Annotated in this window: 21 protein-coding genes; 18 read left to right on the top strand and 3 right to left on the bottom strand. The window is 37.2% G+C overall.

Annotated elements, in window-relative coordinates; genetic code table 11:
* Window positions 1–123 precede the first annotated feature (123 nt).
* Window positions 124–1,167 (top strand): phosphotransferase, encoded by a 1,044-nt coding sequence (locus Q1B07_RS05420; protein WP_299089586.1) that lies wholly within the window; start codon window positions 124–126, stop codon window positions 1,165–1,167.
* Between the two features lie 150 nt (window positions 1,168–1,317).
* Here the strand turns inward: Q1B07_RS05420 and Q1B07_RS05415 are convergent, their stop codons facing one another.
* Together Q1B07_RS05415 and Q1B07_RS05410 are read right to left on the bottom strand one after the other, a co-directional pair.
* Window positions 1,318–2,088, bottom strand: coding sequence for an N-acetyltransferase (locus Q1B07_RS05415; RefSeq protein ID WP_299089587.1), 771 nt, complete (start codon window positions 2,086–2,088; stop codon window positions 1,318–1,320).
* A gap of 188 nt (window positions 2,089–2,276) precedes the next feature.
* On the bottom strand, window positions 2,277–2,450 hold the full coding sequence (locus tag Q1B07_RS05410; protein ID WP_299089589.1) for an SE1832 family protein: 174 nt from the start codon (window positions 2,448–2,450) through the stop codon (window positions 2,277–2,279).
* A 387-nt stretch (window positions 2,451–2,837) separates the two neighbouring features.
* On the opposite strand from Q1B07_RS05410, the gene Q1B07_RS05405 reads away from it, so the two are divergent.
* The 10 genes from Q1B07_RS05405 (at window position 2,838) to Q1B07_RS05360 (ending at window position 12,982) form a co-directional block, all read left to right on the top strand.
* Window positions 2,838–3,788 carry a sugar kinase gene (locus Q1B07_RS05405; RefSeq protein ID WP_299089591.1) on the top strand — a complete coding sequence of 317 codons (951 nt, stop codon included), beginning with the start codon at window positions 2,838–2,840 and terminating at the stop codon, window positions 3,786–3,788.
* A gap of 14 nt (window positions 3,789–3,802) precedes the next feature.
* The gene (locus tag Q1B07_RS05400) at window positions 3,803–4,438 is read left to right on the top strand and encodes a bifunctional 4-hydroxy-2-oxoglutarate aldolase/2-dehydro-3-deoxy-phosphogluconate aldolase (RefSeq protein ID WP_299089593.1); all 636 of its coding nucleotides are present in this window, start codon (window positions 3,803–3,805) and stop codon (window positions 4,436–4,438) included.
* A 534-nt stretch (window positions 4,439–4,972) separates the two neighbouring features.
* Entirely contained in the window at window positions 4,973–5,737 is a 765-nt protein-coding gene (locus Q1B07_RS05395) for a DeoR/GlpR family DNA-binding transcription regulator (protein ID WP_299089595.1), read from the top strand.
* A gap of 124 nt (window positions 5,738–5,861) precedes the next feature.
* Window positions 5,862–6,617 carry a 2-dehydro-3-deoxy-D-gluconate 5-dehydrogenase KduD gene (gene kduD, locus Q1B07_RS05390; RefSeq protein ID WP_299089597.1) on the top strand — a complete coding sequence of 252 codons (756 nt, stop codon included), beginning with the start codon at window positions 5,862–5,864 and terminating at the stop codon, window positions 6,615–6,617.
* Window positions 6,618–6,845: 228 nt separating this feature from the next.
* Window positions 6,846–7,676: a 5-dehydro-4-deoxy-D-glucuronate isomerase gene (kduI, locus tag Q1B07_RS05385; RefSeq protein WP_299089598.1), complete on the top strand. Its 831-nt coding sequence runs from the start codon at window positions 6,846–6,848 to the stop codon at window positions 7,674–7,676.
* Between the two features lie 336 nt (window positions 7,677–8,012).
* Window positions 8,013–8,705: a DUF624 domain-containing protein gene (locus Q1B07_RS05380; protein WP_046588915.1), complete on the top strand. Its 693-nt coding sequence runs from the start codon at window positions 8,013–8,015 to the stop codon at window positions 8,703–8,705.
* 331 nt (window positions 8,706–9,036) lie between these two features.
* Window positions 9,037–9,870: an AraC family transcriptional regulator gene (locus Q1B07_RS05375; RefSeq protein ID WP_299089707.1), complete on the top strand. Its 834-nt coding sequence runs from the start codon at window positions 9,037–9,039 to the stop codon at window positions 9,868–9,870.
* Between the two features lie 15 nt (window positions 9,871–9,885).
* Window positions 9,886–10,665, top strand: a complete 780-nt coding sequence (locus tag Q1B07_RS05370; protein ID WP_299089601.1) for a sugar phosphate isomerase/epimerase — start codon at window positions 9,886–9,888, stop codon at window positions 10,663–10,665.
* A gap of 45 nt (window positions 10,666–10,710) precedes the next feature.
* Window positions 10,711–11,874, top strand: coding sequence for a Gfo/Idh/MocA family oxidoreductase (locus Q1B07_RS05365; RefSeq protein WP_299089603.1), 1,164 nt, complete (start codon window positions 10,711–10,713; stop codon window positions 11,872–11,874).
* Between the two features lie 16 nt (window positions 11,875–11,890).
* On the top strand, window positions 11,891–12,982 hold the full coding sequence (locus tag Q1B07_RS05360) for a Gfo/Idh/MocA family oxidoreductase (RefSeq protein ID WP_299089605.1): 1,092 nt from the start codon (window positions 11,891–11,893) through the stop codon (window positions 12,980–12,982).
* Window positions 12,983–13,061: 79 nt separating this feature from the next.
* Here the strand turns inward: Q1B07_RS05360 and Q1B07_RS05355 are convergent, their stop codons facing one another.
* The gene (locus tag Q1B07_RS05355) at window positions 13,062–13,748 is read right to left on the bottom strand and encodes an AraC family transcriptional regulator (RefSeq protein WP_299089606.1); all 687 of its coding nucleotides are present in this window, start codon (window positions 13,746–13,748) and stop codon (window positions 13,062–13,064) included.
* A 410-nt stretch (window positions 13,749–14,158) separates the two neighbouring features.
* Here Q1B07_RS05355 and Q1B07_RS05350 point away from each other — a divergent pair, with 410 nt between their 5' ends.
* From Q1B07_RS05350 to Q1B07_RS05320, 7 genes are all read left to right on the top strand, one after another.
* Window positions 14,159–16,498 (top strand): helix-turn-helix domain-containing protein, encoded by a 2,340-nt coding sequence (locus Q1B07_RS05350; RefSeq protein WP_299089607.1) that lies wholly within the window; start codon window positions 14,159–14,161, stop codon window positions 16,496–16,498.
* A 430-nt stretch (window positions 16,499–16,928) separates the two neighbouring features.
* Window positions 16,929–17,786: a sugar ABC transporter permease gene (locus tag Q1B07_RS05345; protein ID WP_299089708.1), complete on the top strand. Its 858-nt coding sequence runs from the start codon at window positions 16,929–16,931 to the stop codon at window positions 17,784–17,786.
* 21 nt (window positions 17,787–17,807) lie between these two features.
* A complete protein-coding gene (locus Q1B07_RS05340) occupies window positions 17,808–18,704 on the top strand; it encodes a carbohydrate ABC transporter permease (protein WP_299089608.1) in 897 nt (298 codons plus the stop codon).
* Window positions 18,705–18,820: 116 nt separating this feature from the next.
* Window positions 18,821–20,455 (top strand): extracellular solute-binding protein, encoded by a 1,635-nt coding sequence (locus Q1B07_RS05335; protein ID WP_299089609.1) that lies wholly within the window; start codon window positions 18,821–18,823, stop codon window positions 20,453–20,455.
* A gap of 338 nt (window positions 20,456–20,793) precedes the next feature.
* Window positions 20,794–23,190 (top strand): glycoside hydrolase family 95 protein, encoded by a 2,397-nt coding sequence (locus Q1B07_RS05330; protein WP_299089610.1) that lies wholly within the window; start codon window positions 20,794–20,796, stop codon window positions 23,188–23,190.
* A gap of 205 nt (window positions 23,191–23,395) precedes the next feature.
* Window positions 23,396–24,412 carry a zinc-binding alcohol dehydrogenase family protein gene (locus tag Q1B07_RS05325; RefSeq protein WP_299089612.1) on the top strand — a complete coding sequence of 339 codons (1,017 nt, stop codon included), beginning with the start codon at window positions 23,396–23,398 and terminating at the stop codon, window positions 24,410–24,412.
* 116 nt (window positions 24,413–24,528) lie between these two features.
* Window positions 24,529–25,362: an amidohydrolase family protein gene (locus Q1B07_RS05320; protein ID WP_299089613.1), complete on the top strand. Its 834-nt coding sequence runs from the start codon at window positions 24,529–24,531 to the stop codon at window positions 25,360–25,362.
* Window positions 25,363–25,410: the final 48 nt, after the last annotated feature.

Below are 25,410 nucleotides of genomic sequence, written 5' to 3'. Positions count from 1 at the left end.
CACTTTTAACCTAATTTCACGGGGGTGGCAAGTTTTTTGCATTTAAAGCCCTTAAATTCAAAGATTATTAACTTTTTAATATATAAGTTTTGACAATACGCGCCTTTACGGGGAGGGTACTTAATGAAAACAAGATACATGATTGATGATCGAATACTAATGCTGCATCTTCATAAAGATTACGGTATTCAAGTTGTGAGTGTAAAATTTATACCAATGGGTGATTCAGCATACTCTTACAAAGTGAATTGCCGCAATGGGGATACTTATTATTTGAAATTGTTTGCTCATAAAAATGATAGACAAAGAAAAGCAGTTGAAAAGCTTCAGAACTATTTGCCATTGATCTGGACGTTGCATCACGGTGGTTTTCTGACAAATATTACATATCCCATTAAAAAACAAAATGGTGATTTTAAAACAACATACAATGACATGACATTGGTTTTGTTTCAGTTTATTGAAGGAGAAACATTGGCAGAGGCATACCCTTTCTCAAAAGAGATTTTGGAAGAAATTGCAAAAGAGATGGCGGCAATCCATCAGATTCCAAAGGATATCGCCATCACCTCTATAGAAAGGGAAACATTTGATATTTCCTTTGAATCTGACCTATTAAAATGTATATCAGTGCTTGAAGGATCTGCTGCAAAAGACTGCCAAATAATAAAGAGTTTAAGAGAGCAGGTAGTATTAAATAAAGAGCAAATTATGTACTTACTAAAGCTTGTTCGTGAACTGCGGGCTAGTGCACTAAATGAGAACAATGACAATGTTTTGTGTCATGGCGATCTGTGGGGAGGAAATTTAATTCTACAAAAAAACAAGCTGTTTATCATTGATTGGGAATCAGCAATGATAGCACCGCCTGAATATGATTTGTTTGGTTATATCAGTGAGGAATTTGAAGTGTTTTTTACCGCTTATCAAAAGCATATAAAACATGCCGTTTCTTTAAATATTGATCTATTAAGATTTTACTCCTATCGTTACCACCTTCGAAATCTAACAAATTGGTTGATCAATATTCTCTATCGAAACACCGAAGAAACTCAAAACGAAAATGATTTAGACATGATTCTTCATCATTGCATGAACCGTTGGGATTATATTGAACCAAATATGATAAAGGCTGAAGAAATCATACATAAGGTATGTTCAGATTAGCTATGTAATAGGAGAAGTGAATCATACTCCTCCTTTGGAAATCATCAGTTCAATAATGAATTGATAACGAACACAAAAAATGCCAACCAGTGAACATCTCGGTTGGCATTTTACTATCTTTATATAGTATTGATCGGTTATCTAACAAAGTTAGTCATCTAATAAGATTCGATAATGATGTTTCGATAATGGAGTAAATCCCAGCTTTTTATAAAGCTCTATTGCAGGATGATTTGTTTGAATCACTTGTAAATACATGTGATGTCCACCGTTTTCATATGCCCATTTTGTAAGAACGTTCATGAGATAAGTGGCGGTCCCTTTTCTCCGATGCTGCCTGTTGACTACGATATTGCTAATACACGCCCAGCCATCTTCTAATACAACTGTACCAAGTCCAATTGTTTCCTCTTGATCCGATATACGTAAAAAGGTTTTTAATGGTTTTATAGATGAAAAAATATGGGCATATGCTTCTTGTCTATTTGAAGAAAATCCTTCTAATTTAATAAATTCTTCAATCCATGTATCATCTGGCTCTGATAAATACTCTATTTTCCATAAACTTTTATTTATTATATGCATGAATATGTCTTCGCATGATGCAGTCATCGTATAACATTCATCTACTTTTTGGTATCCATTAGATTTTAATAGATAGTCCAGCTCTTTTGGAGAAATTTCACTTATATAAAAACAGGGAGGAATCGATTTCTCTTGATAAAACGTTTCAATCTTTTTTAACCACATCGAATCTTGCGGCAGGGATCCAAGGGTATGTACGCTATTTGCTCGTTTGGTCACACCAAATGTAGCTCTCATTGTCCAATTTTCAAAGGTTTCTTGGGTATAACAAGGCCAAGCTTTTGCTGCTAATTGCTCAATAAAATTGATTAGGCTCTCATCTGTTTCTGTTTTCATCTATAGCCCTCCAGTGAATGTTTTTTAATGTAAATTAAACTCTTTTTTTCGGGTTAATGTTATATTTATAAAATAATGTAGGAAGAGGTTTTTTGGAATAATTTTTAATTTTTCTCCATAAGAAATGTCATTTATTCGCTTTATGAAAAGGAGTGGGCTGCTTATCTATCAGCAGCCCATATAATCCATTATTCATTTAGATGTGCATATTGAGCCTTTAATTCTGCCTCTATTTCCTGCAATTTTTCTTCCAATTTTGTAATGGAATGTCCAGTCGATTCTAGCTTTTCAATATCACCTTGAATACGAATATACTCCATTTTTAATTCTGAAATTTTTTGATTGATTTTCTCTTTTTCCATTTAACGACCCTCTCCCCAAAACGTAATTTGAACAAGTTTATACAAAAATTCAAATCAGTCTGTAAGTGTGTTCAAGATTAGCATCATTATTTCAATTTGCTAGATGAATTGTTCACGCCTTTAATGAATGATATCAATTTTCTTAAACACATTATCTCAATTAAGCCTTCCACTTACAAGGAATTCAACTAGTTTAAGGTTAGTTGATGATTAATGGATTTGTTAAAAATAGGAAGTTGGCATAAATCGATTTAGAAAATTTTAAAAAATAGGTAGAGAAATTTTTTATGCAAAGCTATACTAGTCATATTAGAAAATTGGAAGAACTAGTAGTATTATTTACTAGTTTTTATTTCTACAGGGCACAACAAAAAGGGAGGATGTAAGATGGATGTTGTAACACTAGGTGAATCCATGGTGGTGTTTACTCCAAATAGTGATGGATTCATGCGAAATGCTACTCAATTTACAAAAAAGATTGGCGGAGCAGAATCAAATGTCGCAATCGGACTTGCAAGATTAGGTCATGATGTTGGCTGGATTAGCAAGCTGGGCGATGATGAATTTGGAAAAGCTATTCTAGCTGCCTTAAAAGGTGAAAATGTTGATGTAAGCAAAGTAACATTTGATCAAGAAGCACCTACCGGCATTTATTTCAAAGAGCCAAGAAGACAAAATAATATGAGAGTCTATTATTACCGAAAAGGCTCAGCAGCTAGTAAGCTGGCACCAAGTGATCTTGATAATGAATATCTTTCCAAAGCGAAATATCTTCATATCACAGGGATCACGCCAGCGTTAAGTCAAAGCTGCAGAGAAACGATTTTTGAAGCTATTAGACTTGCCAAAAGTAATGGAAGTACCATTGTGTTTGATCCAAATCTTCGTACAAAGCTTTGGGATGCGGAAACAGCGAGAAAAACATTGCTTGAAATTGCTGCTGAAGCTGATATTATTTTACCTGGTGTATCTGAGGGAGAATTTTTATTTGGTGAAAATGACCCTCTTAAACTAGGAGAATTATTTTTGAATCATGGCGCATCAGTCGTTGTCATGAAAATGGGTGCTGAAGGTGCTTATTATTTTACAGAGAAAGAGAGCGCTTTAATTCCTGGGTTCCCGGTTAAACAGGTCGTTGATCCAGTTGGAGCAGGGGACGGGTTTGCTGCAGGGTTTCTATCAGGATTATTAGATGGCTTGGAACTAAGCAAGGCTGTAGAGCGTGCCAATGCTGTTGGAGCACTTGTAACAATGGTAAATGGCGATGTAGACGGATTGCCAGAACGAGAAGAAGTTGAGCAATTGCTATCAAAAAATGGAGAAGATGTAGTGCGATAAGGAGGAAATCAATCATGAGTCATCTAGAAATTATTAAAGAAACCGGAGTTGCAGCGGTCATTCGCGGGGCAACAAAGGATAATATAGTTGCCATCGCTAGTGCGTTAAAAGAAGGCGGAGTAAAAGTACTGGAAATTACGGTTGAAACACCTGGTGCATGTGGTGCGATTGAAAAAGCTTCACAGGAATTTGATGATGTACTAGTCGGTGCCGGTACAGTTCTAGATCCTGAAACAGCAAGAACAGCAATCATGTCAGGAGCAAAATTTGTATTTTCACCAACTACAAATGTAAAAACAATTGAAATGGCTAAACGATATGGTGTTGTCAGCATCCCTGGCGCCTTAACACCAACTGAAATTTTAACAGCTTTTGAAAGCGGTGCAGATTTAATTAAGGTTTTCCCTGCAAACGTATTCGGACCAAGCTATATTAAAGATATCCACGGCCCAATGCCCCAAATTCCGATTATTACAACAGGAGGCATTTCCGTTGATAATGTAGGAGATTATATTAGAGCAGGTGCTGTTGGGGTCGGTGTCGGCAGCTCATTGGTTAACACGAAAAAGGCTTTAACAGATGAATATTTAACTGAAATCACCGCAACAGCTGCGAGATTTATTCAAGCTGTTAAAGAAGCGCGGGGATAAATCGATGAAGGCAATCTATCATGGTGATAGGTTGCTTTTTTTTATACCAGAATTTATATATTTTCTTAACATAGCTTGCGTTTCTGAATCTAGCTCCAGGCGCCATCGGCTCTAGGGTCTAGTCAAACAGGAATTGAAGGTAAAGAACACCTTCTATTCCTGTTCGCCTTATGCTTGTCGCCTTATGCTTAGCGCCTTGAGCTTTTTTAATATTTAGCAATATTTCGATATGGTAATAGAGGATTCACTCGAATTTTACTGAATGATAGAAAGGTTATAAGAATACTAATTTAAAGTTGCTAGAATAACTCGTAAAGTTATAAGATTCTTCTTCAAATGTGCATCCTCGTATTATACAGACTTAGCTAGTTAATAGTCTGAAACCATATAAAATTCCCCCCTTGCTTCAACCTTAAGCATTATCGTTTTCTATTTTTTGTTAGAGAAAGCATCAATTTCATATAAAATAACGTTTGTTTTTGTTCGAAATTGTTCTATAATAAAAACTAAATAGTTTTTAACGGGGGATTACCAATGCTTTCAGTGGAACGGCATGAACGAATAATTGAACAATTAGATAAAAGCAAAATTGTGAAGGTTTCTGAACTTAGCAAGTTATTGGAAGTGACAGAAAAAACGGTTAGAGGTGACCTTGAGCTCTTAGAACAAAGAGGTCTTCTAAAGCGAATTCATGGTGGAGCAGTTATTGTTGAAGAAGAAGGTAGAATGCTCCCGATTGCTGAGCGGCAATCACGCCACAGTGAGGTAAAGCTTGCAATTGCGAAAGAGGCGGTTAAGCTAATCAAACCAAATGAGACGATTCTCATGGATGGCGGTAGCACAACGCTGGCAATTGCTGAATTGCTTGGGGAATTTCCAATAACTGTGATAACAAATGATTTGAAAATAGCCAATATTTTATTGGATAAAAACAATGTTCAACTAATTGTCTTGGGCGGGACGAGAATTAATTACTCCTCCTCTTTAATTGGTGCTCAGGCAACGGAAATGCTGGATAGAATCAGGGTAAACAGATTGTTTTTCGGGACAACGGGTGTTTCTCTTGAACATGGCTTGACTGTCATAAACAGCATCCATGCTGATTGGAAAAAGCAAATCATAAAATGTGCAGACCATGTAACATTGGTTGCGGATTCAACAAAATTTGAAAAGGTAGCACTAATTCAATTTGCTTCTTTGGAAGAAGTGAATGAAATTGTAACAGATTCAAGATTGGATCATAGCGTCAAGGAAATGCTGGAAACTCAAAATATTACTTTGCAGATTGCTGAAATGTAATAAAAAAACCAAAATTAGATGACAAACGAACAATTAACCGTTGTCATCTTTTTTATTTGTGTTATAATCAAACCATAACGAACTAAATTGAACAATTACGCACTTATATAGAGGAGGCTAGGAAATGGAATCTCTTTTTTCATTACAAGGCAAAGTGGCCTTAATAACTGGTGCCAGCCGCGGATTGGGCCAAGGAATGGCGGTTGGACTTGCTGAAGCAGGGGCAGCTGTTATTGGTGCCGGGATGAGTGATATGTCGGGAACTCGTAAAAAAATTGAAGAAATTGGCGGCACATTCTACGAAGTTAAAATTGATCTTTCACAAGATCAGGCCGCAGAAAAATTAGTCTCTGAAGCTTTATCTTTAACTAACAAGATTGATATTTTAGTAAACAACGCAGGAATTATACGCCGTGCAGAAGCAGAAAATTTCACAGATGATGATTGGTTCGAAGTGATCAAGGTCAATCAGCATGCTGTTTTCCAATTATGCAGAGAGGTTGGAAGGCATATGCTGGAAAATCGTTCAGGCAGAATCATCAATGTTGCTTCCATGCTTTCCTTCCAAGGTGGTTTACGAGTGCCAGCTTACACAGCAAGTAAACATGCTGTTGCCGGCTTAACGAAGTCACTTGCAAATGAATGGGCAAGCAGAGGTGTCAATGTAAATGCGATTGCACCAGGGTATATGGAAACAGATAATACAGCACAGCTTCGCGCAAATACTGAACGAAATGAATACATTACATCAAGAATTCCGCAGGGACGCTGGGGTACTCCAGATGATTTAAAAGGTGCTGTAGTCTTCTTAGCTTCTGAGGCTTCAAGCTATGTGAATGGTCATATTTTATGTGTTGATGGCGGATGGATGAGTTCATAACTAAATCGCAAGCGTCTTGATCAGCTTTGACAAGCATAAGATACTTCAGAATGGAAGGTGTTCTTTGCCTTAAATTATGGAAAGGCTAGACTTTTGGGGCTCGCTGGCAGTCAAACTGCAAGACGTCAATCTCCATTGTGCACTTACACAACCTGTGCTTCAAAGCTGGTTGTCAAAGTCTAAAACGAAGTATTTCAAAATTTTTAATATCGAAAGGGGAAATGAATAATGGAAATTAGACATGCTACAAATCCGGCAGATTTTAAATCGTATACAACAGAAAGATTAAGAAGTGACTTTTTAATCGATTCACTTTTCGTACAAGGGGAAATTAACCTGGTTTATTCACACTACGATCGTGTGGTAACAGGCGGAGCGATCCCAACTGCGCAAGCGCTTAAGCTTGAAGATCAAGAAACATTAAAAACAGATTATTTCTTAGAAAGACGCGAGGTCGGCATCATTAATATTGGTGCTGAAGGAACCGTTTTAGTTGATGGCCAGGCATATACATTAAATAAAAGAGATTGTCTTTACGTTGGATTAGGAAATAAGGAAGTGTTATTTGAAAGCAGCAATGCATCTGATCCAGCTAAATTTTATATTGTTTCAACACCGGCTCATAAGCAATTCCCGACGAAAAAAGCGCCGATCGAAGATGCTGAGCCAAATCATTTAGGCTCTGACAGTGAATCTAATAAACGTACGATTTACAAATACATCCATGCCGATGGTATTCAAAGCTGTCAATTAATGATGGGAATGACTCTATTAGAACCTAACAACATGTGGAACACAATGCCGGCCCATCTTCATGACCGCCGTATGGAAGTATACCTTTATTTCGATATGGATGAAGATTCCCGCGTATTCCACTTTATGGGGGAGCCAAAAGAAACACGCCACCTCGTTGTAAAAAATGAACAAGCAGTTCTTTCACCGCCTTGGTCAATCCATTCTGGTGTGGGCACAAGCAACTACACATTCATCTGGGCAATGGCTGGGGAAAATTATACGTTCACAGATATGGATGCTGTTAAGATGGATGAATTAAAATAATAAACTTTAATAGATAGTGCTGCTTATTCTGGGAAGTGAAGGGTAAGGGCACTATTTTTTTATGGAAGCTATGAAACACTTTTTTTAGATTTGTCCACTTGTTGAATAGATCTTATATTTTGATTTCTGCAGAAACAACGTAATATATGAAAACCTGCAGATGGCAATGAAATGTGAGAAAGATTTCGGAACAGTTTATAAGCGGGCACCTGTAGCCAAAACAACAAGCAAGTTTAATAGAATATTAATGTAAGAAAAGTCATTATTTAGATATAATACAATGAAAATTAATGCTATAATAGACGAAAGAATATTCAGAAAGCGGGATGTATTGTAATGACGGATCTTATGGGTGGACTAAATCGAATATTTGAATGGGTTATGCGATTGTCCGTGATAAATTTACTATGGATAGGATTTAATCTGCCAATCTGTTATTTGGCTCTTTCTTTACTTTATGCAAGTAACTCATCCGTTTTATTTATGCTATTAGCAACCATCGTCGTCTTGGCTCCTTTTTTCTTTTTTCCAGCAACAACAGCAATGTTTGGGGTTGTGAGAAAGTGGGTGATGGGTGAGCATGATGTCCCATTATTTAAATCGTATTGGGCATATTATAAGGAAAACTATGTAAGAAGTATGTCTGGAGGTCTTATTTTCTCTCTCATTTGGGTTATCTGGGGAGTTGACTTCTATTTCTTCTCTAAAGTTAATGTTATTCTAAGCTCTATCTTTTTAGTAGGATTTTTCTTTTTGTTTTTGTTTGCGCTTACTTTTTTTGCAAATACGGTTCACGCAGATTTGAAGTTTTTCCAGAATCTTAAAAATTCGTTTTTCTTAACCTTACTGTATCCTTTTAATAATATATTGGTGGTTGTGCTTAACGGAATCATCATATATGTCAGCTTAACAATGTTTACCTTTCTTATACCGTTTTTTATGGGTTCACTAATAGCCTTTGTCTCCTTCGCCGGTTATTATCAGAAGGTTTCGAAGATCCAAGGATCGAAAAAGGAAGCGATTGAATAATTGAAAACTTGCATCGGAAACTTGGTTTGTCATTGAGACGGCCAAGTTTTTTGTTAAAGAAAGTTTACCTTTTTATGCTAAGTTTTCTGTCTTATTCAATATCATTATATTTGCCCTAGGTTGAGTGATGTGCTTCCGCTATTTATAGTTAAATAAAAGGAAGAAAAGACTTATACATTGAACTAAAAAAGCTAAAGAATACTTATTCAAAAAAATAAAAGACGCTCAGATAATTTTAAAAGAAAACTAGATAATCTGAGACCATGAATATACTAATGGTTTTCACTATAATGATATTAGATTCATTGGAGGTTTGGATGAATTGAGTGAAATGGTGACAGCTAGTTATCGAAATAAGTGGAATGGTCCGTTCCATTATCATTCACATCAGGATTATGAGATCTATTTTTTCCATGCAGGGGACTGCAGATATTTAATTCACAATCACATTTATGATCTTGAGCCCGGGGATATTTTGGTTATGGATGGCCTGACATTACATAAACCCAATGTTAGTCCCACGAGTGAATATGTTCGGAGTGTAATTCAATTTTCCCCTCATTGGATTAAAGGTATTTTGCTGGAAATGGGCAGCATGTATTTGCTTGAAACGTTTCAAACATTACACAATTGTTTGATCCGAACGAATGAAAATGAAGAATCAAAAGAACTGGAAAAAGTGTTTTGCCGTCTTGCCGAGTTAAGTCGAACGGCTGAATTTCCTGATATTCAAACGGAGACAGAAATGAAAGTCCTGTTGCTTCAGGTGTTAATTAGTGTCCATAAGCTCGGAAAGATGAATTCGATTGAAATTCCTCTTCAAAAAGAAGATAAAGCCGTGCATGCTGAAAACATTGCAGATTATATCCAGAAGCATTTTATGAACAAATTGACTTTACAGTGTATCGCAGACAATCTGAATGTAAGCAGATCATATGTTGCTCAAGTATTTAAGACAATGACGGGCTATACGGTTATGGAGTATGTGATGGAATGTCGCTTAAGGCAGGCAAAATACTTACTCGAAATGGAACCGCTTAAACCGTTAAAGGATGTTGCGTATGAATCCGGATTTGAAAGCGCTACACATTTTAGCCGGTACTTTCGAGAAAAAGCAGGGGTAACGGCAAAAGAATTCCGCCAAATCCGTTTAAAAAATAGGTAAAGGAAGTGTGTTTAAGTGGAGCATAAATTTGCAGCACAATTATTTACATTACGTGAGGAATTAAAGGAAGGAATCCGACCGTTATTAAAGAAGCTTAAAGAAATGGGCTGGGCAGGTGTACAAATTTCCGCTTTGCCTCAAGGATATGACGAAAACGAAGTGGCACTTGCATTAAAAGAAAATAACTTACATGCAGTCGGAATGCATATATCGTTGGACCGTTTAAAACATGACCTCAATGGTGTATTAAAAGAAGCAGAATTATATGGAACAAAAGATATTATTCTTCCATCGGTTCCATCTGATTTGAAAAATCCAGAAGGGTATAAAGAAATAAAAAGGATCCTGAACCAGATTGCAAACGAGGCACCTGAATATCGAATTTCCTATCATAACCACGCATTTGAATTTGATACCCAAATAGATGGTCAGGATGCTCATCGTTATTTACTAGATCCATCAGATGATAATCAGATTTTAGCAGAAATAGATGTATATTGGCTGAAAAAGGCTGGCCAAGATCCGCTTGAATATATAGCCCCTTATGCAAACAGGATGCCGATCATTCACTTAAAGGATATGACAAATGATCAGCGGCAAACCTTTGCAGAAGTAGGAACAGGTGTTATAGATTTTATTCCTATTTTACAATGGGGTGAAGCAAATGGTATTGAATGGTATGCAGTTGAACAGGACATTTGTGAACGCCCTCCATTAGAATGTCTAGAAACGAGTCTACGAAACTTAAAGAAATTTGCAAAAGAAGTAAAGGAAAAAGAGAGTTCTAGACTGTAGGGTTTACCAAGAGAGCAAATAAATTTAGATGATGAGGTGAGGCAGATGAGTTTAATAAAAGTTGGAATTATTGGTGTTGGAAATATGGGCAGAGCACATGTTCAGCTTTTAGGTAAAGGAAAGATAAATGGAGCAATTTTAACGGCAGTATGCGACCCATTTCAAGATCAGCTTGAATCATTAGTAAGTGATGCACAAGGTGATGTGGAGATTTTTCGAGACGAAGATGCCTTTTTAAATGAATCCGGTATTGATGCAGTCCTGATTTCGACTCCGCATTACGATCATCCGAAGTTGGCTATGAAGGCATTTGCAAAGGGGATGCATGTTCTTATTGAAAAACCGGCAGGAGTCTATACAAAAAATGTCGCTGAAATGAATAAAGTAGCAGAAGAAAGCGGCAAGGTCTTTGCTATTATGTATAACCAACGGACAAACCCAATTTATCAAAAATTGCGCGAGCTGATTCAAGCTGGTGAACTCGGTGAGATAAAACGTACAAATTGGATTATAACTGATTGGTATCGCTCGCAAAGCTATTATGATTCAAGTGATTGGCGGGCAACCTGGCATGGTGAAGGCGGCGGTGTATTATTAAATCAGTCGCCCCATCAGTTAGATTTATGGCAATGGACAACAGGGCTTATGCCAAAGAAAGTTCATGCTTTTTGTCACTATGGAAAATACCATGATATTGAGGTTGAGGATGATATTACTGCTTACGTAGAGTATGAAAACGGTGCTACAGGGGTGTTTATTACTTCCACAGGTGAAGCACCTGGAACAAACCGCTTTGAGATTGCTGGTGACCGCGGGAAGATGGTCGTAGAAAATAACAAGCTTACTTTTTACCGCTTAACTCAATCTGAACGGGAATTTAACGCAACATATAAAGGCGGTTTTGGAAATCCTGAATGTTGGACAATTGATATTCCTATTGAAGGAAAAAGCACAGGACATCTAGGAATTATTCAAAATTGGATTGATTCAATCACAAAGGGCACTCCGCTATTTGCTCCAGGTGAAGAGGGAATAAAGGGATTGGAAATTTCTAATGCAATTTATTTATCATCATGGCTAAACCAACCAGTTGAATTGCCAATTGATGCAGATCTTTACTATGAAATGCTGCAAGAAAAAATAAAGAATTCAACATTTCAAAAAAAGAGCGTAAAAAAAGTGAATTTAGACGTATCAGGAACACATTAAGAGAGGAGAATGAACGATGACGAAGGATGGAATGACTTATGCTCCAAAAGGGAAACCGAATCCTGTTGTAGAAAAAGGGGAGTTTCAATTTGCTGCAGCTGCGCTTGACCATGGCCATATTTATGGCATGTGCAACGGGTTAATTGAAGCAGGCGCAACATTGAAATGGGTGTATGACCCTGATCCAAAAAAAGTGGCCGGGTTTGTCAAAGCTTTCCCTGATGTCATGCCAGCAGAGTCATTAGAGCAAATATTATCTGATGATTCAATAAGGCTTGTCGCTGCAGCAGCAATTCCTTCAAAACGGAGTGAGCTAGGTAATCAGGTGATGAGAGCTGGAAAAGATTATTTTACAGATAAAGCTCCTTTTACAACTCTTGAACAGCTTGAAGAAACAAAAAGAGTAGCAGAACAAACGGGCCAAAAGTACATGGTTTATTATAGTGAGCGACTCCATGTGGAAGGAGCTGTTTATGCGGGTGAGTTAATTGAGAAGGGCGCAATCGGGCGTGTGATTCAAGTTACAGGTTTTGGCCCGCATCGACTAAATGCCTCCGGCCGCCCGGACTGGTTTTTTAAGAAAGAGGAATACGGCGGAATTTTATGCGATATAGGCAGCCATCAAATTGAACAATTTTTATTCTATGCAGGCTGTAAAGATGCAAAAGTTTTGCATAGTAAAATTGCAAACTATCATAATCCAGAATATCCGGAGCTAGATGATTTTGGAGATGCTACCTTGGTTGGCGATAATGGTGCGACAAACTATTTCCGTGTTGATTGGTTTACACCAGATGGATTAAGCACATGGGGTGACGGTAGAACCTTTATTATTGGAACAGAAGGCACCATTGAAATCCGCAAATACGTGGATCTGGCAAGAGACGAAAAGGGAAATCACGTCTATTTAGTGAATAATGACGGAGAGCAGCATTTCAACGTTTCCGGCCAGGTGGGGTATCCGTTCTTTGGACAGTTAATCTTAGATTGCATAAATCGAACAGAAAATGCAATGACTCAGGCTCATGCCTTTAAAGCAGCAGAATTATGCTTGAGGGCGCAAGAGCAAGCAGTAGTTATCACAGAGCAACAAGTACAGGTAAAATAAGTGAAAAAATGAACCAACCCTTAGCATAAAGATTCACGCTCAGGGTTGGTTTGTTTTCGTATTCCTTCTATAAAGATTGTCAGGGGGCTATTTTCCGATACTCCTTCGGTGTCAGACCCGTATGCTTCTTAAACGTCCGATAAAAATAAGGCATACTTTGAAAACCGCATTGCTCCGCAATCACATTCACCTTATCCTTTGTATTCCATAGCAATTCCTTCACCTTGATGATCCGTTTTGTTGTGATATAGTCTGTTACACTGATTCCAATTAGCTGCTTAAACACCCGGCTCAAGTGTGAGGGTGATACAGCAGCATGATTTGCTAAAAAATCTAACTCAAGTTTATTGTTAAGGTTTTGATCGATGTATTGGAGTGTAGTCCTAATCCACTCCGGTTCAAATTGCGGGTTCTTTACACTCTCGCGATCTATTAAACAATTTCGATTTAAGTACACCAAAATGATATGCAGCCAATGAATGATCAGCTCTTGACTATCATGATTAGCCTGATGATCTTCATCTTTCATTTTGTCTATGTATTCCTCTATCTCTTGTAAAACGGTTAGATCTAGGCTGTATCTATACGTTTTATGTTTTTTACATAGATCGATCAGCTTCAAATAGGTAAAAGAATGTTTAAGCAAAGGAGAATGGATTAATAACGGACTGAAAAAGATAGCTGTTGAGGTAATAGGGTATTGTTGGTCAGGAAATGCACGATGAATTGTATTACCCGGAATGATAAAGATATCTCCAGCTTGCATCTCATGAAATGATTGGTCGATAAAAAAATCCCTTTCCCACTATAAACATAGACAATTTCATGCCAATCATGTAAATGGTCGGGTAGTTCACTTAGGGGATTTTTTGTATCTTTATAGACGATTGAAAAAGGTTTATGAGATTGTTCATTAAATTGCTTGAGCAGAGGCTTCATCTTATATAAAATCCTTTTTATTTTGATTATACATGACTCGTGACATGAAAAGGTATAAAAATATCAGAATAAGTAATTTTTATATCCAACCAGGTATGGTAAATTTTTTGTAAACATGGTCTGTCTACAGAGGATCATAAAAGATAAATGGAAAAAAGATTATAGTTCTTGTTTCAGAGTAAAATGAAAGCGTTTTCTAAATCCGTAATTTTTAATGAATGGAGGGAAAATAACTTAATGCTAAAAACAAAAACATTCAGGAAGTTCTTGCTCTCATATGTTATCATTCTCTTATTTCCGCTTATTACCGGAATTGTATCTTACCAAGTGTCAATTAATGTTGCTAAATCAAGTTCAATCGAGTCTAGCTTGTTAATATTAAAAAAAAGTAAGGATATTTTAGAAAGCAGGATGAAGGAGGTAGAGAGATTTACCAGGCAGCTTTCATCAGTAGAAGGTTTTAATCAGCATTTAAGTGCATCTGCTGAATCTGGCCCAATTGATTTATATAGTTTGAGAGAAACGTCACGTTATCTTTCAACCTATGCTCATACGAACGATTTTTTAGCGGACTCTTATATTTATTTGAAAAATTACAATATCATTTTATCTAATGGCTCCGTATTTTTCAGAGTCGACCATTTCTACGAACTTTATCATTACCATGATCTTTCCTTCGATCAATGGAAAAAAACAATTTTAGAAGCTAATCACCAGGGGAAGATTATTCCTGTTCGTTCCTATATAAGTAATAAGAAGGATCTTTCTGTTATCACTTATGTACAGTCACTGCCATTAAATAGCTTTAATAAACCATTAGGAACGGCAGTTATTAATATTGATCAACAAAAAATTGGCGGCCTGTTAGAAGGATTATCTAAACAGTATGGCGGTTGGGCCTTTATTGCGGATCATGAAGGGAATCCCCTAACAATGGTAGGAATTGATAAAACGCAAACGAAGAAAATAGTTGAAAAATTAAAAAAGGAAGGTGGCTCAACAAATCAATTTCTAGAAAATGAGACGCTTTTATTATCTGAAAAGTCAGATTTTAATGACTGGCAATATGTTGCCGGAATACCTAAACAAGGTTTAATGGAAAAGGCAGAAATCATTAAACATTTGACATGGATCGTCACAGGCAGCACGTTACTAATTGGAATATTGCTTTGTTTGTTTTTGGCTTATCGGAACAGCACACCAATCCATAAATTGATGGATGTAGTAAGGGAGCAAATCGGTTCAGATGCTTCAAAGCATAAAAACGAATATGACTTTATCCACGGAAATATATCCAAACTTATATCAAACAATAAATCTCTTAAAAGTGAATTAACTAGTCAGAAGCAAATCATAAAGGATTCTTTTATAAAGAGTTTATTAAATGGAGAATTTCCTACCCAACAAGGAATAATGGATCGTGCTGAACAATTAGAAGTCTACTTTCAAGGCGATGTTGGATATGTCGGTATTTTGAAAATCAATGGTTATGGCCATATGGAAAATAAAGAAATTCATGATGAGCTGAATGCATCGCGACTTATCATTAAACATACCCTTACAGAATTAGAACCTACCATCAAGATGACCGATTTTCATTCAGATAAGATTATTGTTATTTTTTCTTTTAATCGAGAAAAAGAGGGTGACGCTGCAAATGAAATAAAAGGCATCATCGATGCACTTACTTTATCAATAGCGAATTCGTATCGTATCTCAATATCAGCCTTCATTGGAAGATCCTTTAGGAATTATTTTGACATTAGCCGTTCCTATCATGAAGCAAAAGAGGCTTTGGATTATACCTTCCCATTAATGAAGGGGAGCAAAATATTGTGGTACCAGGATGTGGAAAAAGAAAATTCGGTTTTCTATTATCCAATTGATCTGGAATTAAGGTTGGTTAATGCAATAAAAACAGCAGAAGCACATGATGTAAAACAAATATTGGACCAAATTTTCCAGAAGAATTTTTCCGAGAGGAATTTATCACCAAAAATTGCAGAACAATTACTTGAAGAAATTAAATCTACACTAATTAAAACGTTTGATTCAAATGTAGTTCAAAGTTCAGGTCAATCGGGAGCATTAATAAAAAAAGTGTTACAGATTCAACTCAAGGTAGGGATAAAGCAAGTATGGAAGGACTTTAAGGATTTGGCTGAAGAGTTCTGCAGTTTGGTTAATAAAAAGAAAAAAGAAACGAATGATCATGCAATAAAATTAATTATCGAGTTTTTGGAAAAGGAATATAGCGATCCAGACCTATCTTTGTATCGGATCTCTGAAAAAATAGGTTTCCCTGAAAAGTTTGTCTCACAGCTATTTAAAGAGCAGTTAGGAGAATATGTTTCAGATTATCTTGAAAAAATCCGTATAAATAAAGCATCAGAGCTATTAGTAACGACTGAACAGACAATTGAGGAGATTTCGGTTAATGTCGGCTATAATTCTGCCCATTCATTTCGCAGGGCTTTTAAGAGGGTTTTACATGTAACACCAAAAGTCTATAGGCAAACAATCATTCATAGCGATGGATTAATAAATAGTAAAGATAAGAAGCAAGCTCATAAATGACTTTTATAACAAATAGAGTTCCATCTATTTGTTTTTTTTTTAATTTTTGTGAAAAAGTCAATGAGAAACGTAAGTGTACCTTCAAAATCAAATGTACCTTTTTTACATGTTCTCATTTCTTTCATCTAACCATTATTAGAGACTCCATCACAATCCATAACGTATTTTCTTAACATAGTAAATCATTTAGTCCCTAATTGTCCCCTTCATTTTCAATTGTACCTATGAAGGAGCGGAAATTCATGCTACATTCATACCAGTTTAGCAGTCAAAAATATGACAGCGTTTCCAAAAATAAAAGATAGGAGTGGTTAAGTTGAAAGTCGAGATAACAAATAAGGCTTTACCTGCTTCAAGTACCCTAGAAGTAAAGTCAACCCTCTGGGGCAATGCCAAAAAGTCCTTAAGAAGGCATTGGCAATTTTATCTACTGATCATCCCACCTGTTTTATATTTTATTATTTTTAAGTATATACCTATGGTCAACTCGGTCATTGCCTTTAAAGACTATAGTGTTGTGAAAGGGATTTGGGGTAGCGAGTGGGTTGGTTTTAAACATTTTGAGCTCTTTTTCAACAATCCGCAGTTTTGGGTGCTGATAAAGAATACGTTTTTCCTTAGTTTGTATGCTTTAGCTGTTGGCTTTCCTATACCGATTATGTTGGCACTTAGTTTAAATGAAATTCGCAATGGTCTGTTTAAAAAGACGGTTCAGATGGTAACGTATGCTCCATATTTTATTTCAACCGTTATTATCGTTTCAATGCTAACTTTGATGTTCTCACCAAGACTAGGTATCGTCAATCAACTATTGGGACATTTTGGACTTGAATCAATAAACTTTCTTGGCATGCCGGATATGTTTAGGGATATTTATGTCTGGTCAGACGTTTGGCAGCATGCAGGTTATTCTGCCATCATCTATTTGGCAGCGTTATCAGGTGTAGATCCGTCACACTACGAAGCAGCAAAAGTGGATGGTGCAACCAGGCTTCAAAAAATTCTTTATATCGACATACCAAGCATCATGCCCGTTGCAACGATTATCCTGATCCTAAGTGTAGGAAACATCATGGCGCTTGGTTTTGAAAAAGTCTTTTTATTGCAAAACCCACTTAATCTATCGACATCTGAAGTCATTGCAACATATGTGTACAAAATTGGCTTATTGAATGCGAACTTTAGTTTTGCTACAGCGGTAGGCTTGTTTAATTCAATTATTAATCTTGTTTTACTTGTAGTTGTAAATGCACTCGCAAAGAAAATTTCTAAAAACGGCTTATGGTGATAATAAGGGGGGAATGTAACAATGGTTGGTCGTAAGAACAAAATAAAAGAATCATTTGCTGATCGAGTTTTCCTTACTTGTGTTTATCTATTTTTAACTCTCGTTTTAGTGGTTGTCCTTTATCCGCTCATTTATATCGTCAGTGCATCAATAAGCAGCCCTGGAGCTGTCTCATCAGGAAAAGTATGGTTATGGCCAGTTGACCTGTCTTTTAAAGGGTATGAAATCATTTTTAGTAATTCACAGATTATAACGGGATATGCAAATTCACTCATTTATACTCTTTTCGGCACCATCATTAGTGTGACGTTAACCGTGTTAATTGCCTACCCACTTTCGAGAAAAACATTCTTTGGCAGAAATTTTTTAATGTTTTTTATCGTATTTACAATGCTCTTTTATGGCGGGTTAATTCCAACTTATTTAGTTGTGAAATCTTTAGGGATGGTCGATACGAGATGGGCTCTCTTGATTCCAAATGCGATTGCTGTTTGGCAGGTTATAATCGCGCGTACATTCTTTCAATCCTCTATACCAGATGAATTAGTCGAAGCAAGTGAAATGGACGGATGCAGTGATCTGCGTTTTCTCTGGTCGGTCGTGCTTCCTTTGGCCAAGCCTATAATAGCAGTTCTTGTCTTAATGTATGCTGTAGGACAGTGGAACGCTTATTTTGATGCTTTAATTTACTTAAAGAACCCAGATTTGCATCCACTTCAATTGGTTCTTAGAAATATTATTATTTTAAATACAAGCACTGCTGGCATGGAAGCTTCGGAAATGTTGGAAAGGCAGCAGCTGGCTGATTTAATGAAATATGCCTTAATCGTCGTTGCAAGTTTACCGGTCATGCTGATTTATCCATTTGTACAGCGCCACTTTGTAAAAGGGATGATGATTGGTTCTGTAAAAGGATAAGAGTTTTACAGAAACGAAAAGGGGTGATGCCGGGTAAAAAGCTGGATATTTAGCCTTTATTGAATGTTTACTAGATTCTTAATGTTCTCATTTTAACGGAAAAGGGGATGGTTACGATGAAAAAGACAATCATGCTGTTTGTATCACTTTTGCTGCTTCTTAGTATAGCTTTAGTTGGTTGCAGCTCAAATGAAAAAACCGATGTGTCACAAGAGAGTGGTGGTGATGGTGCTGTCAAAATTAAGGTCTTTGCTCCTCAGGGGGCCGAAACCGATCTAGAAACAAATTCATTCACCAAGCTTGCTGAAGAGAAGTTCAATATTGATTTCGAATGGCAAACAACAACATTTGATGCAACTTCCGCAAGTGAAGTAAGAAATATTGCCCTTGCCAGTGGCGATTATCCTGATCTCTTCCTCCTTATACCGTGGGTAGATCAGTTTTCTCAAACGGATTTACTGCGCTATGGAAAACAAGGTGTTGTTCTTCCATTAAATGATTTAATTGATAAGCATGCTCCAAATATAAAGAAAGTGTTAGAGAATCATCCTTATTATAAGGCAATGGCGACAGCACCAGACGGAAATATTTATGGATTGCCGCAATTAAATGAGTGTTTCCATTGTTCATATGGAAATAAACTTTGGATCAATACAGACTGGCTTGAAAAATTGAAGTTAGAAATGCCGACAACAACCGAAGAATTAAAAAATGTCTTAACAGCTTTTAAAACTCAAGATCCAAACGGAAACGGAAAACAAGATGAAGTTCCCTTAAGCGGCTCTCCTAGCTTAGTTGAATCATCTGTTATTCCATATTTAATGAATGGTTTCATTTATGATGATTCAAGATCACGCTTGCTTTTGGAAAATGGAAAAGTTAATCTTGCAGCGAATAAAGAGGAATGGAAGGAAGGGCTTTCTTATATTAAATCCTTATATGAAGAGGGGTTAATCGATAAAGGTGCCTTTTCACAAAATACGGAGGCCCTCCAAAAAACAGGTAATAATGCAGAGGCGCAAATTTTAGGGGCAGCCACCTCCATGCATCCAGGAGTATTTGTTTCTGAGGCTGAGTATCAAAAAGACTATGATGCTGCTGCACCGCTTAAAGGACCAAATGCTGCTTATGCGACATACAATTTTCCAAGCAGTCCTGGCGGAGCATTTGTGCTAACGAATAATGCAAGTGAAGAAGTACAGATTGCCGCTATTAAGCTAGTGGACTATATGTTTACCCAAGAAGGTCAGATTCGCAGTCATTTTGGAGAAGAAGGCGTAAGTTGGAGAAAGCATCAAGAAGGGGATGTAGCCATTGAGGAAAAAGCAGAACCAATTTTAGCACAAATTCCTTCCAAAGAAGGTGAAGAACCTCGTAATGACAGTTGGGGTGCGATGGCACAATATTATCAGCCAAGAGAATTCCGCGATGGATGGATTCAAGCAACTGATATTTATTCACCGGAAGGTTATGAGCGTAGATTGCAAGAAGCAACACATTTATATGAAGGTAAAGAGCCTTCTGAAACGTTCCCGCATTGGGCAATATGGATCGATCCTGCTGTTGCCGATGAAGCAGCTATGATTCGGACAAATATTGAAGACTATATTGAACAGAATTCATTACAATTTATTACCGGTACGAAAGATTTAGAGAAAGAATGGGATGCATATGTTCAAGGGTTTGAACAATTAAATCTTAAACGTTATCTCGAAATTATGCAGGAGGCTTATGATAACTCTGGTTTATAAAAAGAGATTTGCTAAGGTTAGGTAAACAATTATATGAAAAGCCGATGGGTTTATTCTTCATCGGCTCCTGCCATAATGGGTCGGAACAGAAATAATTGGCCTTTAGAGATGCTGGTGCAGACCTAATGGACAGGTTATTTTTCTGCTGCTAGTATGCCTTACGATTAGAATGTGAACTTTAAACAGCATGCTCCTTTTAAAATGACGAGGGAGATATCAAAATAGAAAGGTAGAATATTTGGAAGTTTACCCAAATGAATGATTTTTGGATATTATTAATATGAAAGAGTTATAGAATATAGGTGCTTATTCTGCTTTAATGAAGGGGGATATACAAAATGAAATTAACCTATCAAACAAGTGCGAAATCATGGACTGAGGCGCTTCCTATCGGAAATGGCCGGCTAGGAGCGATGATTTTTGGCGGGGTAGAATTGGAAAGAGTGCAATTGAATGAGGATTCATTATGGTCAGGAAGTCCAAAAGATTGGAACAATCCAGAAGCCAAAAAGTATTTACCTGAAATGAGAAAACTAATATTTGCTGGGAAATATGTAGAGGCAGATCAACTGGCTAAGAAAATGATGGGACCGTATACACAATCGTATTTACCATTAGGGGATCTGCTTTTAACATTTGATCACATTGGGAGACTAAGTGATTATAAACGCGGTCTTGATTTAAAGGATGGCATCGCTCGTGTACAGTATATGATTGATGATGTTACATACACACGCGAGATGTTTTCATCTTTTGAGGATCAAGTGATTGTTATTCATCTTAAGGCAAATAAAGAGGGGAAGCTTAATTTTACGGCTAGATTAAATAGCTTGCTTCAGTCTGTTACAGAGAGTTCAGATGAAGAGCTCATTCTCAAAGGAATTTGCCCGGAGAATGTAGATCCGAATTATTTCCGAGAAAATGATCAGCCAATCCAATATGCTCAAGAGGAAACTGGTAATTCTATTACATTCGAAGGAAGGTTGGCTGTTAAATTAGAAGATGGTTTTTACGAGCTTAATGATGAAGGTCTGCAGATTAAGCAAGCAACAGCAGCTACACTGTTTTTTTCTGCCGCCACGAGTTTCAATGGATACGATAAATCCCCACGTAAAGAAGGAAAAGCTCCTTCCATAGCTGTTATGAAATACTTGAAAGATGCGAAAAAACATACGTTTGAAAAACTTCGAGAAAATCATATAAGGGACTACACTTCACTTTTCAATCGTGTAGAACTTGATTTGGGTCCTTCTTTTGTAAAGGAAGAGATTTCGACAGACCAATGGATTGAACAATATGGAGCAAGTGATCCCAAATTAGTGGAGCTGCTTTTTCATTATGGCAGATATTTAATGATCACAAGCTCTCGTCCCGGAACACAGCCAGCTAATTTACAAGGCATATGGAATGATATGCTTCAACCGCCTTGGAGCAGTAATTATACACTAAATATTAATGCACAAATGAATTATTGGCCTGTTGAAACCTGTAACCTAGCAGAATGCCATGAACCACTCCTTACGTTTATAGAGGAGCTATCCCTTAACGGGGAAAGAACAGCCGAAATAAATTATGGTTGCCGAGGCTGGACGGCACATCATAATTCAGATATTTGGCGTCAATCTGCTCCAGTAGGTGCCTATGGACATGGTGATCCGGTTTGGACATTTTGGCCGATGGCGGGAGCGTGGCTATCACAGCATTTATGGGAGCACTTTGCCTTTAGCCGTAACAAGCAATTTTTACGTGAGAAAGCATACCCAATCATGAAAAAAGCAGCACTATTTTGTATCGATTGGTTAATAGAGGATGAAGCCGGATACTTTGTGTCAGCGCCTTCAACATCCCCTGAACATAAATTTGTAACCGAAAATGGAAAACTGGCAGCGATTAGTATGGCCGCTACAATGGATCTAACGTTAATATGGGATTTATTCACAAACTGTATAGAAGCAACAAAAGAGTTAAATTGTGACATAGAATTCTGTAAAGAATTAGAAGAAAAAAGATCTAAGCTCTTCCCTCTTCAGATTGGTCAATATGGTCAGCTTCAGGAATGGATAAAAGATTGGGAGGATCAAGAAATAAACCATCGTCACGTCTCACACCTCTTTGGTGTATATCCGGGCAGACAGTTTACTGATCATGAAACACCTGAATTATTTGAGGCCGCTAAACAGTCGCTTTTACGAAGAGGAGATGAAGGAACGGGCTGGAGCCTTGCTTGGAAGATAGCATTATGGGCTCGATTTAAAGATGGAAATCGTGCACTAGATTTGATTTCAAATTTACTTCAGCTTGTCAATGAGGAAAATAAGACAAATTATCACAAAGGCGGTGTTTATCCAAACCTCTTTGATGCCCATCCGCCCTTTCAAATTGATGGGAACTTTGGTTTTGTGGCCGGGCTTGCTGAATTACTCCTTCAATCCCATACAGAGGGCATTCAGTTCTTGCCGGCACTTCCTGATGCATGGCCTAATGGCTATGTCCGGGGACTTAGGGCACGAGGCAGTTTTGAGATAGATATAGAGTGGGAGAATAAACAATTGAAAGTAGTCGTGATCCGTTCTTTAAAAGGAGAGAGATGCGTTATTAACATCGAAAATTCTGTAGAAGTAAAAGCAGGAGAGAGCGTGATCGATACTGAAGATATAGCAAATGGCTTGATTGCTTTTTCAACTAAAGCAAGAGAATCTTATACTATTCGTCCGATAAAAACTGCAGCTTTATAGGATAATATTGAACTAGCTCGGTGATTAGATAGCAGGCTACGTATTTTATACATACGAGCCTGCTTTTTTACTTATAAATGATCATCAAAAGGTATAAAAACATCAGGATTAGTTATTTTTATATCTTTATATACATGATACTATTTTGAAAGGGTTTTCAAATGGGGGAGTCCAGATAATTATTTTATCTTAGGAGGAGATACACATGAAAGCAATCGTTTGCCAAAAGCCAGATGACTTACAAATCATTGAAACAGAAAAGCCTGAGTTAAGAAGCGGAGAGGCATTAATTACTATAAAGCGGATTGGCATATGCGGCACAGATATACACGCATATAAAGGAAACCAGCCATTTTTTACCTACCCGCGAATTTTAGGACATGAATTATCAGGAGTAATTGAAGAAGTCGAAGAAAATGATAGGGGATTCCATACAGGAGATCAAGTTGCGATTATTCCATACATGCATTGCGAAAAATGCATTGCCTGCAAAACAGGAAAAACAAATTGCTGTACAGAACTTCATGTTATTGGGGTTCATAAGAATGGCGGCATGTGTGAAACATTAGCTGTACCTGTCAGCCATTTAATTAAAACCGATGATATATCACTAGATGAAGCAGCCATGCTAGAGCCGATGTCGATCGGTGCCCATGCTGTTCGCCGTTCATCCTTAAAGGAAGGTGATAAGGTTTTAGTCATCGGTGCAGGACCGATTGGCCTTGGAGTTATGGCTTTCGCAAAATACCGTGGAGCACATGTCATCGCAATGGATATTAATGAAGAAAGGCTTGCGTTTTGCCGAAGTTGGGCAAATGTTGATGAAACAGTCAATGCAAAAAATGATCCTATTAATCAGTTATCAGAAATAACGGATGGAGATTTCCCTAGTTTTGTTTTTGATGCTACAGGAAACATGCAATCGATGAATCAAGCTTTTCAATACGCAGCACATGGAGGCACATTAGTATTTGTCGGCTTGGTAAAGGGCGATATTACCTTCCATGATCCGGATTTTCATAAAAAAGAGCTGACACTAATGGCGAGTCGAAATGCGACAAAAGAGGATTTTAATAATGTAATGGAAGCCGTAAAAGCGAAAAAAATTCATTTAGAAGCTTTGATTACACATCGATGCTCTTTTAACGAGGTGACTGAACAGTTTGCGGAGTGGCTTTTACCGCAGTCAAATGTGATTAAGGCGATCATTGATCGAGAATAAAGTTGGGGAGTAGATACTGTGAAAGGGAGTTAGAAAACTTCTAAAGGACAAAACCAGGGGAAAATGACCATAGAAATCTTTAAGGAAAAAACTTGGAAGTGAGGGGAAAATACGTTATGAAGATCGATGCACATCACCATTTTTGGATTTATAATGAAACGGAATATGGCTGGATTAACAATGACATGTCAAAATTAAAACAAGATTTTTTGCCAGAAGATCTTAACGTATTATTAAAAACCATTCATTTTGACGGTACAGTTGCTGTTCAAGCAAGACAAAGCTTAGAGGAAACAAGCTGGCTTTTGGAATTAGCACAGAAACACGACTTTATCAAAGGGGTCGTTGGTTGGGTTGACTTATGCTCGCCTAATATAAGCGAACAATTGAAGCAATTTGCGGAAAATCCTTATTTTAAAGGAGTTCGCCATATCATACATGATGAACCAGATGAACGATTTATGCTAAGGGAAGATTTTCAAAGAGGCATCAGTATGTTACATGACTTTGGTCTTACATATGATCTGTTACTCTTTCCAAAGCATCTTCCTTATGCCCGCCAGCTTGTTGAAACATTTCCGAATCAACCTTTTGTGTTAGATCATATCGGTAAACCGGATATAAAAAATGAAGTATTGTCGCCATGGCAAGAAGATATTACGAAGCTGTCGGATTACAAAAACGTCTATGTAAAAGTATCAGGGATGGTAACAGAAGCAGATTGGAAGAATTGGAGAAAAGCAGATTTTAAGGCTTATCTCGATATTGTATTTGAAGCATTCGGGCCTGAGAGAATCATGATTGGATCAGATTGGCCGGTTTGTACGGTCAGTGGTCATTATGAATCAGTTTTGGAGATTGTTCTTGATTATGTAAAACAATATGCACCTGAGTCCGAACATCGTATTTTAGGAGAGAACTGTGCCAGATTTTATTCCATTAAAGAATAAAAGAAATAAGTGAAAGAAGCAGGTATTTCATGAATAGATGTAAAATTA

This window comes from uncultured Metabacillus sp. (assembly GCF_947503125.1).
GTDB lineage: Bacteria > Bacillota > Bacilli > Bacillales > Bacillaceae > Metabacillus.
The sequence above is the reverse complement of the archived record's forward strand: the minus strand, read 5'-3'. Positions and strand labels throughout refer to the sequence as shown.